Source organism: Cellulophaga omnivescoria (assembly GCF_001999725.1).
GTDB lineage: Bacteria > Bacteroidota > Bacteroidia > Flavobacteriales > Flavobacteriaceae > Cellulophaga > Cellulophaga omnivescoria.
The window spans coordinates 65,268-80,908 of record NZ_MDDP01000050.1 but is presented as its reverse complement, the minus strand read 5'-3'; the positions used below and the strand labels follow the sequence as shown (position 1 = coordinate 80,908).

At 33.6% G+C, this 15,641-nt stretch carries 10 protein-coding genes; 4 read left to right on the top strand and 6 right to left on the bottom strand.

Going from position 1 to position 15,641, the window contains the following annotated elements:
* Nucleotides 1-16: 16 nt before the first annotated feature.
* Genes BFJ87_RS15705 through BFJ87_RS15695 form a run of 3 tightly spaced genes read left to right on the top strand, consistent with a single transcriptional unit; the run spans nt 17 to nt 2,781 of the window.
* Nucleotides 17-565 (top strand): hypothetical protein, encoded by a 549-nt coding sequence (locus BFJ87_RS15705; protein ID WP_139344268.1) that lies wholly within the window; start codon nt 17-19, stop codon nt 563-565.
* Nucleotides 562-1,983, top strand: a complete 1,422-nt coding sequence (locus BFJ87_RS15700; protein WP_077406799.1) for a DUF5723 family protein — start codon at nt 562-564, stop codon at nt 1,981-1,983. Before BFJ87_RS15705 ends, BFJ87_RS15700 begins: the two co-directional genes overlap by 4 nt.
* A 15-nt stretch (nt 1,984-1,998) precedes the next feature.
* Nucleotides 1,999-2,781, top strand: a complete 783-nt coding sequence (locus BFJ87_RS15695; protein ID WP_139344267.1) for a hypothetical protein — start codon at nt 1,999-2,001, stop codon at nt 2,779-2,781.
* 2 nt (nt 2,782-2,783) lie between these two features.
* Here BFJ87_RS15695 and BFJ87_RS15690 read toward each other — a convergent pair whose 3' ends face one another.
* Nucleotides 2,784-4,061, bottom strand: coding sequence for a replication-associated recombination protein A (locus BFJ87_RS15690; RefSeq protein ID WP_077406793.1), 1,278 nt, complete (start codon nt 4,059-4,061; stop codon nt 2,784-2,786).
* Between the two features lie 89 nt (nt 4,062-4,150).
* On the opposite strand from BFJ87_RS15690, the gene BFJ87_RS15685 reads away from it, so the two are divergent.
* The gene (locus BFJ87_RS15685; RefSeq protein ID WP_077406790.1) at nt 4,151-4,891 is read left to right on the top strand and encodes a rhomboid family intramembrane serine protease; all 741 of its coding nucleotides are present in this window, start codon (nt 4,151-4,153) and stop codon (nt 4,889-4,891) included.
* 10 nt (nt 4,892-4,901) lie between these two features.
* On the opposite strand, the gene rlmB is transcribed toward BFJ87_RS15685, so the two are convergent.
* The 5 genes from rlmB to BFJ87_RS15660 all read right to left on the bottom strand — a co-directional run bounded on the left by rlmB (nt 4,902) and on the right by BFJ87_RS15660 (nt 15,607).
* Nucleotides 4,902-5,639 carry a 23S rRNA (guanosine(2251)-2'-O)-methyltransferase RlmB gene (rlmB, locus tag BFJ87_RS15680; RefSeq protein ID WP_077406787.1) on the bottom strand — a complete coding sequence of 246 codons (738 nt, stop codon included), beginning with the start codon at nt 5,637-5,639 and terminating at the stop codon, nt 4,902-4,904.
* A gap of 71 nt (nt 5,640-5,710) precedes the next feature.
* Nucleotides 5,711-7,183, bottom strand: a complete 1,473-nt coding sequence (locus tag BFJ87_RS15675) for a SusD/RagB family nutrient-binding outer membrane lipoprotein (RefSeq protein ID WP_077406784.1) — start codon at nt 7,181-7,183, stop codon at nt 5,711-5,713.
* Between the two features lie 13 nt (nt 7,184-7,196).
* Entirely contained in the window at nt 7,197-10,490 is a 3,294-nt protein-coding gene (locus BFJ87_RS15670) for a SusC/RagA family TonB-linked outer membrane protein (protein ID WP_077406781.1), read from the bottom strand.
* Nucleotides 10,491-10,940: 450 nt separating this feature from the next.
* On the bottom strand, nt 10,941-12,365 hold the full coding sequence (locus BFJ87_RS15665; protein ID WP_077406778.1) for a SusD/RagB family nutrient-binding outer membrane lipoprotein: 1,425 nt from the start codon (nt 12,363-12,365) through the stop codon (nt 10,941-10,943).
* Between the two features lie 11 nt (nt 12,366-12,376).
* Entirely contained in the window at nt 12,377-15,607 is a 3,231-nt protein-coding gene (locus tag BFJ87_RS15660) for a SusC/RagA family TonB-linked outer membrane protein (RefSeq protein ID WP_077406775.1), read from the bottom strand.
* Between the last annotated feature and the right edge of the window lie 34 nt (nt 15,608-15,641).

Here is a 15,641-nt window from a genome sequence, read left to right as displayed (position 1 = left end):
AAAGAACCATTCTATAATGAAAATTCCCCACTATTTATTTGGTGTTCTATTTTTGTGCTTCTCATTTGTATCTTGTATAGATGAACAAGACTTTAACCAGACCGATGATATAATAATAGAACCAACAGTAGAAGCTAGTATATTTTATTTTGAAACTACGGAAGATTTAATAAATACCAATCCAGATCCAGCTGGTTTTTATACAAACGATTTTAATTTTGATGCATTTAGTGAAGATTATATCTCCGATAATGTACTGGAGTGTACAATTACCTATCAACTAGAAAATACAACTAGTAAGCCTGTTAGCGTTATTATAGAATTAATAGATGATGGCGGTAATGTTTTAGATACAACGGTTTTAAATATTGCAGCAGAATCTGCCACCACTACAGATCTAGATGTTTTGTATGGTGGTACAGGTAAACCATTAGATATTATAAGAAATACATCTGCCTTACGTTTGTCTGCTCAAAATTTAGGGGATAACTCAAGTGTGTCTAGTAATGCAGATCCTAAGTTAATTTTTAGATCTAGTGCTAAATTAAAAATAGGTGTAAGATGATATACAGGTATGTAATGTTACTATTTTTTGCGTACACTTTTTTTGGTTTTGCGCAGAATAAACAAATAATGTACGATTTTAAAGAGGTGCCACAATCCATGCTTTTAAACCCTGGTATAGAAACAGGTTTAAATATGTATGTGGGTATACCTTTATTATCGGGTATATCATTTCAGGCGGGCTCTAGTGGAGCATCTGTAAACGATTTTTTTGCTAACGATGGTTTAGATATTAATGATAAAATTAGAGAGCGTGCCTTATACGGTATGAAACCATCTGATGATTTAAGTGGAACCTACCATTTAGAAATTTTAAATGTTGGATTTAGAAGTAAAAAAAATCCAGATAATTTTTACTCCTTTGGTATTTATAATGAAGGTGATGCCATTGGTTATTGGTTTAAAGATTATGCTATATTAGGTTTTGAAGGAAATGCGGACAGACTAAATCAGAGGTTTGATTTGTCTCACCTAAAAACAAGAGGAGAAATGGTAAATGTTTTTCATTTTGGAATAAATAAGCGTGTAAATAATAAGTTAATAGTTGGTGCAAGAGCTAAACTATACTCAAGTATTTTTTCATTTAAATCTACCAGAAACAAAGGGTATTTTGTTACTACTCCAGGAGAAAATAATTTGTTGGCTTCTACTTTAGTTGCAGATATGAAATTACAAACATCTGGTTTAAATAGTATAAAAGATGCTAATGATGATGGTACAGGTGTTGGTGGTGTTTTAACAAAAAGAGGCTTGCTTGGAGGTGATTTAGGTGTGGGTGTAGATGTAGGTTTTACATACCAATTAAACAGAAATACAACAGTTACTGCAAGTATTTTAGACCTTGGATTTATAATGAATTCTACAGATGTTAGAAACTATACTTTAAAAGGACAAGCAACTGTAGAAGGAGTAGAGGTAATTTTACCAGATGCTTTGGCAGATCCGTCAAGAGATTTTTGGCAAGAACTAGTAGATGAAGTAGATGGTTTAATTCCTTATGAAGAAAATCAGGATTCCTATATAAGCTTTAGACCAACTAAACTTTATGGCTCTATACGTTATAATTTTGGAGAACAAAATAGAAGTATGAGGGACTGTGACTGTAAAGCAGGAGGAAGTAAAGGTAGTTTAGGTTTTCCTAATGCGGTTGGCGGACAGTTATATGTAATTAACAGACCACGAGGGCCACAGGTTGCTTTAACAGGTTTTTACCAAAGAAATTTTGGCAAAACTGTTAGCTTAAAAACAACTTATACGGTAGATAAATACTCTGCTACAAATATTGGTTTTGGTGCAAATTTAAACTTAGGCCCAGTAAACCTATATGCAATGGCAGATAATTTAATTGGTTACAAAAATTTGGCAGCTTCGCAATACGCATCTTTTCAATTAGGAATTAATGTTATATCTTGGCGTTAAATTTATTTTAGCCTTATGAAACAGTTACTTTTTAGCACAATTTTTATGTGTTCATTTTTTTTATCAGCTCAAAATTTTGACGAGTATAAATATATAATTGTACCTAAAAAATTTAATGCTTTTAAAGAAGAAGACCAATATAGAACTAGTGCATTGGTTAAATTTTTGTTTGATAAAAAGGGCTATGATGTTGTGTATGATGATGCCATGCCTCAAGATTTAAAATCTAACAGATGCTTAGGTTTAACTGTAGATTTAAAAGATGAGTCTAATATGTTTACTACCAAAGCTGGTTTACTTTTAAAAGATTGTAACGCAGATCAAGTTTTTAAAACTACAGTAGCTAAAAGTAAACAAAAAGAATACCAAAAAGCATATAGTGAGGCTATTAGAAACGCTTTTAAATCTTTTAATACTATAAGTTATAATTACACTCCTAAGCAGCCAGAAAAACAAAACAATCAAACTTTGGTTGTAAGTTATAAAGATGATGTTAAAAAGGTTGAAGAAAAAGAAACAGTAGTAACTCCAGTTAAAAAACAAGTTGTTGCAGCTGCCAAAGCAGAAGAGTCTGTTCTAGAAGGTGTTTTATATGCGCAACAGATTACCAATGGTTACCAATTGGTAGATAGTACTCCAAAAATTGAATACAAAATGTATAAAACTACAGTACAAAATGTATTTTTGGCCACTAATAATGATATTAACGGAATGGTGGTGTCTAAAAACGGTAAGTGGTTTTTTGAGTATTACCAAGGGGATAAATTACAATCTAAAGAATTAAACATAAAGTTTTAATTCTAAAGCTCATATTTATCTTTCCATCTATTTTTTAAAAATTCTTTAATAGTTCGTTCTCGGTTATTATTACCAGGAATGTAAAAAGAGCTACCTGATAACTCATCAGGTAAAAATTCTGCTGCAACAAAGTTATTTTCATAATTGTGGGCATATTGGTAGTCTTTACCATAACCAATATCTTTCATTAATTTTGTTGGTGCGTTGCGCAATGCAAGTGGTACAGATAAATCTCCGGTTTGTTTAACTACCTGTTGAGCCTTACCTATAGCGGCATAACTAGCATTACTTTTAGCAGATGTAGCTAAATATATAGCACATTGGCTAAGTATAATTCTGGCTTCTGGGTAACCAATTGTACTAACAGCTTGGAAAGTAGTATTTGCCATTACTAAAGCAGTAGGGTTGGCATTGCCAATATCTTCTGATGCAGCAATAAGCATTCTGCGTGCAATAAATTTTACATCCTCACCACCTTCAATCATACGAGCCAACCAATATACAGCACCGTTAGGGTCGCTACCACGAATAGATTTTATAAAGGCAGAAACAATATCATAATGTTGTTCACCTGTTTTGTCATATAAAACAGTATTTTTTTGAACCTTGCTAAGTACCAATTCATCTGTAATAACCACATCTTCTGTGTTTTCAGAATTAATAACTAGTTCAAACATATTTAACAATTTTCTACCATCACCACCAGAGAGTCTTAATAAGGCTTCAGTTTCTTTTAGCTGAATTGTTTTCTTTTGTAGTTGTGTGTCTTGTCGTATTGCACGTTCAAGTAAAGCTACTAAATCGTGCTTATCAAAAGGTTTTAATATATATACTTGGCATCTACTTAAAAGTGCTGGTATCACCTCAAAACTAGGATTTTCTGTTGTGGCTCCAATTAGTGTTACCCAACCTTTTTCTACAGCAGCTAATAAAGAATCTTGTTGAGATTTACTAAATCTATGAATCTCATCAATAAATAATATAGGATTTTTTGTAGTAAATAATCCGCCACTTTTTTTAGCCTTTTCAATAACCTCTCTAACATCTTTTACACCACTGCTAATAGCACTTAAAGTGTAAAAAGGTCTGTCTATTTCATTAGCAATTATGTTTGCTAAAGTAGTTTTTCCGGTACCAGGAGGCCCCCAAAGTATTAACGAGGGCAAAATACCCCTTTTAATTTGGTGTGTTAAGGTACCATTATCTCCAACCAAGTGAGTCTGACTCACATATTCTGATAACGTTTTTGGTCTTACTCGTTCTGCTAAGGGCTCGTTCATACCACAAAAATAAAAAGAATCTAAATGACAATTTAGCAGATTTATATTTTTTGGCTAAATGATTGCGTTATTGTAGTAAATTAGTGTTAATGACAGACAATAATTACTTTAAATTTTCTAATTCGGTGCTATTAGTGCCTATAATAGCTGTGCTAAGTATTTGGACAGTTTATTGGGTAGAGCTACAATTTAAAATAAATTTTAATAATTTTGGAGTGTATCCAAGAACCTTAAGCGGACTTAAAGGTATACTTTTTAGTCCGTTTATACACGGATCTTTAAAGCACCTTTATAGTAATACTTTACCATTGGTAGTGCTTAGTGCGGCTCTAGTTTATTTTTACAAGCCCGTTGCTTTTAAAGTTTTGTTTTACGGTACACTATTATCTGGCTTAATTACGTGGTTAATTGGTAGACCATCTTACCACATTGGAGCAAGTGGAGTTATATATTTACTAGCTAGTTTTATATTTTTTAAAGGTGTTTTTGCTAAACACTTTAGGTTAATTGCACTTTCTTTATTTGTTGTATTTGTTTACGGTAGTATGCTCTGGTATATTTTACCAATAAAAGAAGGTATCTCTTGGGAAGGCCATTTAGGAGGATTTGTTACAGGTTTGGTTTTTGCATATTTTTTAAAAGCAGATATTCCTAAACCCAAAAAGTATGCTTGGGAAGAGGACAACTATAATGAGGACGCAGACGAATTTTTACGTCATTTTGATGAGAATGGTAATTTTATAGAATCTAAACCAGAAGATGAGCCTGAGTTAGATACTACAAGTCCAATTAATATAACGTATCACTTTAAAAAGAAAACAGAAGAGTAGTAGGAGTATTTTAACCTAAACGTTGCCTTACAGCTTCATATAAAAATACACCACAAGCAACAGATACATTTAACGATTCTATTTCTCCCAATAATGGCAATTTAGCGGTATGGTCTGCAGCTTTTAATATTGATGGAGATATACCTACATCTTCAGAACCCATAATAATTGCAGAAGCTTCTTTAAAAGAAACATCGTAAATTGTGTTCTCAGTTTTTTCTGATGCAGCAATAATTTTAACGCCAGATGCTTGCAGATAATGTACAGCATCTTTTATATGGTTAACTTTAGCTATTGGTACTTTAAAAGCAGCGCCAGCAGAAGTTTTTATGGTATCTGCTGTTACCGGAGCAGCACCTTTTTTCTGTATAATAATGCCATCTACACCAGTACATTCTGCTGTTCTAATAATGGCACCAAAGTTACGTACATCAGACAATTGGTCTAAAAGTAAAAAAAGAGGAGTTTCTTTTCTTTCAATTACCGCTTCTACCAATTCTTCAAAATTATGAAACGTAATAGGAGATATGTTTGCAACTACACCTTGGTGGTTATTTTTTGTTAACCTATTAAGTTTTTCAACAGGTACATAAGAAATTGTTATTCCTTTTTTTCTGGCTAAATTTTCTAGCTCTCTAAAAAGATCTCCTTTTAATCCTTTTTGAACAAAAATTTTATCTAGAGCTTCGTTAGCATTTATTGCTTCTATAATAGCTCTAATACCATAAATTTGGGTAGTTTTTTCCATTTGGCAAAGGTATAAAAAAAACCTGCGGAAATCTCCGCAGGTTTAAATATTAAATATTGTTTAATCAATTTTTATTGATCCCACCAAACTTTACTATCGTTATTGTCTGTTGCAGGGCTTAAGTTGCTTACTCCAGAGCTATAATTAGCACCATTTAAGCTAATTTCAGATGTTGGATACATATATCTTGTAGCAATTTCTCCACTAGAGTTTAATGGATCTGGTGAAGGTGTTAAAATTGGATAATCTGTTCTTCTCCATTCAGACCAAGCTTCAAAACCTTCAGGATATAAAGCCACCCATTTTTCTTCACCAATTACCTGTGCCATTGATGTACTTGAGGCATCACTAACTCTTGCTGCAGCAAATGTAGCAGCATCAGCGGTAATGTCAACACCGTAATGAGCAGATAAAGTTTCATACGATTTTTGAATTCCCATTTCTAACATACTTGCAGGATCTTCAGAAGTCCAGCCTAAATTTGCAGCATCAGCTCTGTTCAAATAAGTGTAAGCTGCTGTTAGCCAAGCTGCAGGTGCATCAGGACTAGCAATGTTCGAAGACATTTTAGCAGTAATTAAACCAGATGGGTTACTTTCTAATCCATAAGGATAACCTTCTAAACTAGCATCATCAGCAAAAATTTGTAATCTGCTGTCAGATGTAGTAGAAGAGAAATCATCACCATCTCCTTGTAGAGCATTTACAAAATATTCAGATAGTGCATAATCTGCCGCTCTAAATCCAGAATATGGATTTTCAAATGTAGCGGTATTAAGGTGTGTAAACCAAGCTTCATCTTCTATTGATTCAATTACTCCAGCAGTATTTGTTAGAGCGCTATTAAATTCGGTAGCAGCAAACTCTGAAACTCCAGGATATTTATTTGACAGTTGAATAGATAAAGATAAAATACTTGAGTTTGCAAATTTCTTCCATTTACTTACATCTCCATCATATATCAAATCTCCTGTTGGAGCTGCTTCAGTAGCATCAAGCAAGTCTCTAGCTTCTTTTAATTCATTTATCAAATCTTTATATATGAATTCTTGTGTATCATATTTTGGAGATTGAATCTCTGGATTTAAAGCTTCAGAGTAAGGTATGTCTCCATAAGAATCTGTTATTCTTCTAAAAATGATAGCTTTCATTATTTTAGCAATACCAATTTGATTATTCACAGATCCATTAGATAAGAATGATACAGAAGTATTAACTTCTGGGTCATTAGCTTGATTTACTATTTCTTCTAAATTAGAAAGTGTTTGAACATAAAAGCTAGTCCAAGTATATGGTGTTTCTCCATATCGTGATTCATCTTGATATGCTGGTTGTGATTGGTACTGCACATATAGTGTAGGCACAGATTTGTATTGTCTACCTCCTGTGGTTGCAAGTCTCCTTTGTGCAGCGGCTAATAATGCGCCAGAGTTATATTCACTTGGACCATTAACGTTTTCATCTGTATCACCAAAATCTACGGTGTCACAACTATACGCGCCAAATATTAGTAGGGCTGATAGTATAATTTTAATTTTTTTCATAATATTCTTTAAATTAGAATGTTAATTTTAGGTTTAAACCATAACTTCTAGTTCCTGGTAATTGAGCGTTTTCTCCATAAGACTGAGATAATTCTGAAGGATCCCATCCGTGTTTGTTGTCATCAGCTACAGAAATTAACCATAAATTACGTCCTACAGCACTAATACTTACACTCTGTAAAGCTGTTTTTTCTAATAATTTTGAAGGTAAATTATAAGTTAAACTAATATCTCTAAGTTTAATGTAATCCGCATCGTGTATGAATGGACTCGCCAGTCTATTAGGTTGAAATTGATTCCAATATGTTTGAGCTTCTACATATGTGTCAACTGGATTACCATTTACATCAACTCCGGTTACGTGAACACCACCACCATCTGCAATTGCATCTCTTTGATTTACACCATTATCATTAAGTTCTACTGTATCGTCTAGTAGGCCAGAATATGTACCCCACATTTCTGATAAAGAGAAGAATTTACCTCCCTTTTGAAAATCAAAAGAAGCTGCCAAACTAAGATTTTTATATGAGAAATTTGTTAGTAAGCCACCAGTGAAATCAGGTAGAATTGAGCCAAAATATTGATCTGTTTCTACAGCATATAGCCCATCTGCACCAATTACTTTGTTACCGTTATCATCTAATTTATAACCAGTACCTCTAAGTTGTCCCCATTCACCACCAAGTTCATGAACAACCTGTACAAATCCCCAAGCATCCGTACCACCAGCACCATTAATCGCTTTTAAATCTCCTGGTAAGCTAATTATTTCTGATTTATTTTTTGCATAGTTAGCTGTTATGCTCCAATTAAAATCTTCTGTTTTAATAATATCTGCGTTAAGAGTAATTTCAATACCCTTTCTTTCTGATTCTCCTGCGTTTGTTAATAATGTAGAGTATCCTGTTCCTGTTGATAACGATACAGGAATAATTTCGTTCTTACGATTTTCAGTATAATATGTGGCACTTAATCCAATTCTACTTTCTAAGAATTTTAAATCAACACCAATTTCTTGAGATGTATTTATAGCTGGTTCTATACCGCTAGATACGAGCTGAGTAGGTGTGTACATCAAAATTTGGTCATTATATAGGTTTGATCCCAAAGGGTATGTAGGATTAAGTGCTAATGCACTAACATCATCTCCTACTTGAGCCCAACTACCTCTTAATTTTGCGAATGTAACAGCTCCTTTATTATCCCATAATTCTGATAATATAAAAGAACCACCGATTGAAGGATATGTATAACCATTATTGTCAGATGGTAAAGATGAACTCCAATCTCTTCTTACAGAAAAATCTAGATAAGCCATATTATCATAACCAAGAGACATATTTCCATATACACTATTAACTTGCTTTTCATATTCATATGTTTGAGCAGTTAAAACTTCTCTTGAGTTACTGTAGGTATAAACGTCTGGTAAAATTAATCCTCCGTTTTCACTATTGTCAATACTCATATCATTTTGAAAACGATAGTAGTTGGAAGTTAGAATATTACCACCAACAAAAGCAGTCATATCTAGTTTTCCAAAATCTTTCGTGTATTTTAACAACACATTGTAGTTGTCTTCACTTGAAGAGCTATAATACTTTCCAAATGAATTTACCCATTTATTATAAAGGTTTGGCGCAGCAGCAAACTCTATTGAATAAGGTACAAAGTAATCTCTCTTGTACTTTGTTTCATTTCTAGAAGCTTTAGCACTAATATCTATATTATCGGTAAGTTGGTAACTAAAATGAATGTCACCTAACAATCTGTTAGTACTATTAGTTGTTTCATATTCATCTAAATACGTATATGGATTGAACCAAAAGGCAGGTTTTTGATACTCCAAAAGAGTTTCGTTACCAGTTCTTTGGTATGCCTCTTCAGCATATGCATAATAATCTAATCCCCAGTTATTCCATGAAGTAGCGTATCCTCTTGGTGTGGTTAAATTTTTATACTCTTGTACCTTGTTCATATTTAGGTTTCTGTTAAACCAGCTATTTAAAGAACCAGAGGTTTGATTAGAATATCCATCATTAAAATCACCTGAGATATTATCTACAGTATAGTTTATGTTAACTCCTGCGGTTAATTTATCGGATAAATCAAAATCTAAACTAGTACTAATAAAGTTCTTTGTAAAGTCTGAATTTGGTATGATACCATTTTGTTTGATGTTAGTATAAGATAATCTAGCTCTATAATTATCTCCGCTACCTGATAGCGCAATAGAGTTCTTTTGGCTAACTCCGGTATCAAAAAAGTCTTTGATATTGTTTGGTTGCCCTACATATGGTACTTCCTCTCCAAATGTTGGACTGTCTGGGTAGTAGTTGTACCATGGAACGTGCCCTTGACCATCAAATTTAGGTCCCCAACTTTCATCTGCATATGCATCTCCCGCAAAGTATCTTTTTCCGTCAAATGCTTGCATCCATGTTGGATAAGGAGCACCGTTAAGGCGATTTCCAGCAGAGTAATCAAATATCGCGAATTCTGCTTCTCCAGAATATCCTTGTCCGTACATATTTTGATAATTTGGTAAATATGCTACTTTATCAAATGTTATTGCACTAGATATTTCTACCCCTAATCCTTGTCCTTTTTTTCCTCTTTTTGTTGTAATTACAACAACACCTGATGCAGCTCTTTGTCCGTATAATGCGGTTGCATTTGGTCCCTTTAATACGTTTAGGGACTCAACGTTGCTCATATCCACACTGTTTGGGTCTGTAGTTGGTGTTCCGTCTATTACATATAATGGATCAGAATCTGATGTTAAAGATATTCCTCCTCTAATTCTAATTTTACCTGATTGGCCCAATTTTGATCCTGATTGACCTTGAATTTGTACACCAGCAACTTTACCTGCAATTGCAGATTTAATGTTTACGTCTTCAGTAATATTAAGGTTTTCTCCTTTTACCTCTTGGGCAGCATATGTAAGAGTCCTTTCTTCTCTCTTAATACCCAAAGCTGTTACCACAACTTCTTGTAGCGCTTCAGCATCTTCTTTCATTTGTACATTAATAACACTTTGGTTACTAACAGTTTTAGATGTTGGAGTTTGTCCTAGGTAAGTAAACAATAGTACTTGCCCGTTTGAGGCAGAAATTGTGTATTTCCCATCAAAATCTGTTTGAGTACCCGTAGTTGTTCCTTTTACTAGGATGTTTACGCCTGGTAATGGTATACCGTCTTGGTCGGTAACTGTACCAGAAATCGTTTTTTGTTGTGCAAAAGTTAAGTGCACAATAAACGCTAAGAGTAGCGTTAAGATTCCTCTTTGTTTTGTTTTCATTTTTGAAATATTTGAATTAGTCGGTATCAAAAATCAAAAATTATTGTTAATAAGCAAACTAATTTTCTATTTATTTTAACAATAATCTCATAAAAAAGCTAAAAACATTGATATATTCATAATAAGAACCTCATTCGGTTATTAATAATTTAATTTTGTTAACTATTAGGTTTTGATTTGTTTGTTAGTAGTATACATTTGTTAATGCAAAAAAAATATCCACCACTATTTAATTTGGTGTAAATTAACAATGACTGAATTATATTATTTTAAAATGTTAAAAATAAATTTATTTGTTATTTTAACAGTATGTTTTGTGTTTTGTAGGTATTGTATTCACAAGGAGTTTAGTTTACTTTTTTTATTTCTAATAGTTCTATTAATAAAAAAACCTGCGGAATTTTCCGCAGGTTTAAATTTTAAATTAGAAGTAATTTAAATAACTAATTATTAGTTAACATCCCACCAAACTTTTGTTGTCATATCTCCTGGAGTAGAAGTTACCGCTTCTAATGAAGCAGCGTTTGAAGTTGTCTCAGATAAAGGATAAGGCATACGTACAGGAATTGTACTAATGAATGCTGCCTCTGGAGCTGTTAATTGTGGGTAATCTAATCTTCTCCACTCATTCCAAGCCTCAAAACCTTTAGCGTATAAAGCCACCCATTTTTGAACCCCAATAGATTCTTTCCAGTTAGCAGCATCATAAGGATTATTAGTTAGGTAGTCACTTATAGCCGCAGCATCATCAATACCCCAATAGTTCATAGAAGCTGTAACAGCATTGTTGTATGCTGTCTCTGCATCACCAGTTAATATACCTCTTTGGTAAGCTTCAGCTAATAAAAACTGTACTTCTGCATAAGACATAATTACGTGAGGTGCTGTTGCAGCTCTAACTAAATCACTTGGTCTAGAAGTTGTAGGTTTTAATACTGTAGCATCATTATCACTTAAACCGTAAGGCATACCAACAATTGAACCACTAGAAGCTGGTTTAGCATATACCTCTAACCTTGGGTCACCTAGGTCTGTTAGTGTAGTAACTAAATATTCAGAAACCGCATAATCATCTCTATTATTTATGTTTACATTTCTCCATAATGGGTTAGACCTATCTGGTGCGGCATCAAAAGTAAATAAAGCATTTTCTGCATTGCTTGAGATTAAATTAGAAGCTGCAGCTGTCGCATATTGTGTAGCTGTTGCTAAATCAACATCAGATAGACGTATGGCATATTTTAACATAAGTGAATTTGTTAACTTAATCCAGCTATCAACATTTCCGCCATATACTACATCTCCACTTGTAAAAGAAGGAGAGCTAGTATCAAAACTATTACTTGCTTGTTCTAGAGTTTCTAAAATCCCTAAATAAACATTTTCCTGAGAGTCATAACTTGGTAAGTTAAACTCGCTGCTAATTGCTTCAGTATAAGGAATAGAACCAAATCCATCCGACAAGAAAGTAAAAACTTGAGCTGACATCACATCCAATATATTTTTTCTATTAGTTTTGATGTTGTCAGATACATCCTGCAATTCTACTAATTCTTTAGCAGAATTTAGTTCTTTAAGTATAGATACATACATAGTAGACCACGTGCCATCAAAAGCAGTAATTGTTTGTGTGTATCTACTGTCTTCAGTATATTCATTTTCTGCCCACTGTTGTGTCATTAACATACCCCATCCAGCATTAACTCCTGTTCCGGCCATACTGTTGTAGAAAGTATATTCTGCTGTAGTTAGTAGGGTAGAAGGGCTAACTATAACCGCATTGTTTGGGTCAACATTTAGTTCTTCAAGTCCATTATCACAAGCGCAGAACATAGTTGCAGAAAGTAATAAGGTAAATATTTTATTTTTTTTCATGTTTTAATAATTTAAAATTTAGCAGATAAATTAACACCAAATGATCTTGTTGGTGGAACCTGTGCGTTCTCCAAACCTTGTACATTACCAGAGCCAGTTATAACTTGAGGGTCAATATATGGTACATCTGCAGAGATTATTGCTAAGTTTCTACCAAATACGCTAAGATTTACACTAGTAAAAGGGAGGTCTTTTAATACTTTAGCAGGTAAAGAGTAACTTAATCTTATATCTCTAAATTTAATAAAGCTAGCATCATAAACGTTAGGAGCAGCTCTATTCCAATATGTTTGGTAATAAGTTTGTGGATCTATTCTTGTAGTATTTACAGCTCCAGTAGATGTTACACCAGGTAATACCATTCCGTTAGCTCTAGTGTCACTTTCACCATTAAAGGCTACAGTTTCTGGGTGCATACCTGAGTACTTAGCCCATTGTAAAGAAGTAGAGTGTATTATACCACCTTCTTGAAAATCTATTAAACCAGATAATGTAAAGTTTTTATATGTAAAAGATGTGCTTACACCACCAACCCAGTCGGCAATTGCAGATCCTAGGTAAACTCTTTCGTCAGTAAATAAGTAAGCACCATCATCACCAACAACTTTGTTTCCGTTGTCATCATAAATATAGTCTTGACCGTACATAGCCATATATGGTTTACCTTCTTGAATTCTTAAATCGGCAGCCCATGTTCCACCCATATTAATACTTTCAACTAAAGTTTCCCCATTTTCATCTTTTAACAATTCAACCACTTCATTTTTCTGTTGAGTAAGGTTTAAGCCTATATCCCATCTAAAGTTTTCAGTTTGAATTGGAGTACCATTAATCTGGAATTCAAAACCAGAGTTTTTCATACTACCTGCATTTAAAAGTTTAGAAGAATAGCCGGTAGATGAAGAAGTTGGCACGTTAAATATTTGGTCTTCCGTAAGTCTGTCATAGTAAGAAGCATCAATACTTAATCTACTATTAAATAATTTAACTAAAATACCAAATTCTGTTTCTGTAGTTAACTCATTAACTAAGTCAGGGTTTTGCTGTGAGTTAGGAACTGTGTACATCGGGAAACTTCCAAAATTAGGAGTTAGTGGAGAATATACATCAGATAGTCTATACGGATCTGCATCATTACCTGCTTGAGCAATACTAGCTCTAAGTTTAACAAAGTTTACAACGTTACTCCCTTTTATAAAATCTAATTCAGATAGTGCAAAACTTATAGAAGCTGCAGGGTAAAAATAACTGTTATTCTTTTTTGGAAGTGTAGAAGACCAGTCATTTCTAGCAGATAAATCTAAGAATAACATATCTTTAAATCCAAAAGAAGTAGATCCAAATATACTATTAATTCCTTTGTTAGCCTCGTAAGTGTCTGTGTTAGCAGCAGCACTAGAATTACTAATATTGTAAAAACGATCTACTACTAAACCACCAGAAGTTGCAGCAGTTATTCTTTTTGTAAACTGTCTCATTCTGTTAGCACCTAAAATACCACTAAACGTAAAGTCTTCAGAAAAATCTTTTTGGTAGTTTAATCTAACCTCAAAGTTGTTTTCTTGGAACTTTCTTTCAGTTTCAACATATTTAGAAGGATCTACTGATCTAAAAGGAATCCCTTCCATTAAACTAAATTGAGATATATCTGTTCCAAATTGAGAAGATAAACTTAAGTTATCAGTTATAGCATAGCTAAAGTTAGCGTTACCAAAAACTCTATTTCTTGTATCTTCTTGCATGAAGTTATTTCTTACCCATGATGGATTATCAAAATAATTAGGAGTAGGATCAAAAGAAGTTAAGTTACCAGAAGCATCTGTTACAATTCCTTTTGGGTTCCAAGTGTATTGGTTACCTTCTGTTGTGTTTTGTTGATTTTTAATTCTCTCAACATCTAATTGTGTTTGCCACCATTGGTTAAATCCTTGTAATGGGTTTCCGTTACTGTAACCAGTAATGTTTCTGTTTTGAGCTTCTGTTTTTATATAGCTCATTGTTACACCAGCCTTTAATTTATCTGTTAAATTATAAGTTGTGTTAAGGTTTACTGTGTTTCTTTGTAAAGCACCATTTGGCGTTGTACCTGTTTGGTCTACATTAGAATAACCTAATCTAAAAGAGCCTTTTTCATTTGCGCCACTTAAAGCAACACTATTCATAAGAGTTACACCAGTATTGAAGAATGAATCATATGTGTTTTCAGGAGCAACCCAAGGTCTAGTTTCTTTGTAGTTACTTGCTCCTGGATCCCAAGAATCCCAATGTCTTACGTTTACACTTGGATCAAACTTTGGTCCCCAAGAACCATCTTTACCGTAATTTGGAGCTAAATAAGCCACACCGTCTTGTGTAAATTCATTAAATCCACTAGCTGTATTATATGATGAACCCCCACCGTAAACTCTTTGATGAGGTATTAAGTTTCTAACTTCGTCAATAGTAATACTACTGTCAAAAGTTACACCAAGACCTTTTTTGTCAGATCCATTTTTGGTCGTAATCAATATAACACCATTTGCACCTCTAGAACCATATATAGCAGTTGCGGCTGCACCTTTTAATACAGACATAGTTTTAATACTAGAAGGATCTATATCTGAGGCAGAGTTTCCGTAATCATAGTTACCTCCACCAAAACCTCTTTCTTGGCTAGAGTCAGAAAAACTTTGGTTACTTACTGGTACCCCATCAATCACAAACAATGGTTGGTTATTTCCTAAGAATGAGTTTGAACCTCTAATAGTTATTCTAGATGATCCACCTAAAGTTGAAGAACTACCTTGGATTTGCACACCGGCAACCTTACCTTGTAAAGAGTTTACAATGTTAACTTCTTTTGCATTGTCTATACTTTCACCAGTAACTTTTTGAACAGCATAACCAATTGCTTTTTCTTTTTTGCTGATACCAAGTCCAGTTACAACAACTTCTTGAAGAGTTTCGGCGTCCTCTTGCATCTGTACATTAATTACGCTAGAGCTACTAACGGTACGCGAAGTAGGTGTTTGACCTAAATAGGTAAATAAAAGTACCTGTCCGTTAGATGCGGAAATAGTGTATTTCCCATCAAAATCTGTTTGAGTACCTGTAGTTGTTCCTTTTACAAGGATGTTTACGCCTGGCAATGGTATACCGTCTTGGTCGGTAACTGTACCAGAAATCGTTTTTTGTTGTGCAAAAGTTAAGTGCACAATAAACGCTAAGAGTAGCGTCAAGATTCCTCTTTGTTTTGTTTTCATTTTTTTGAAATTTGAATTAGTCGGTACCAAAAAT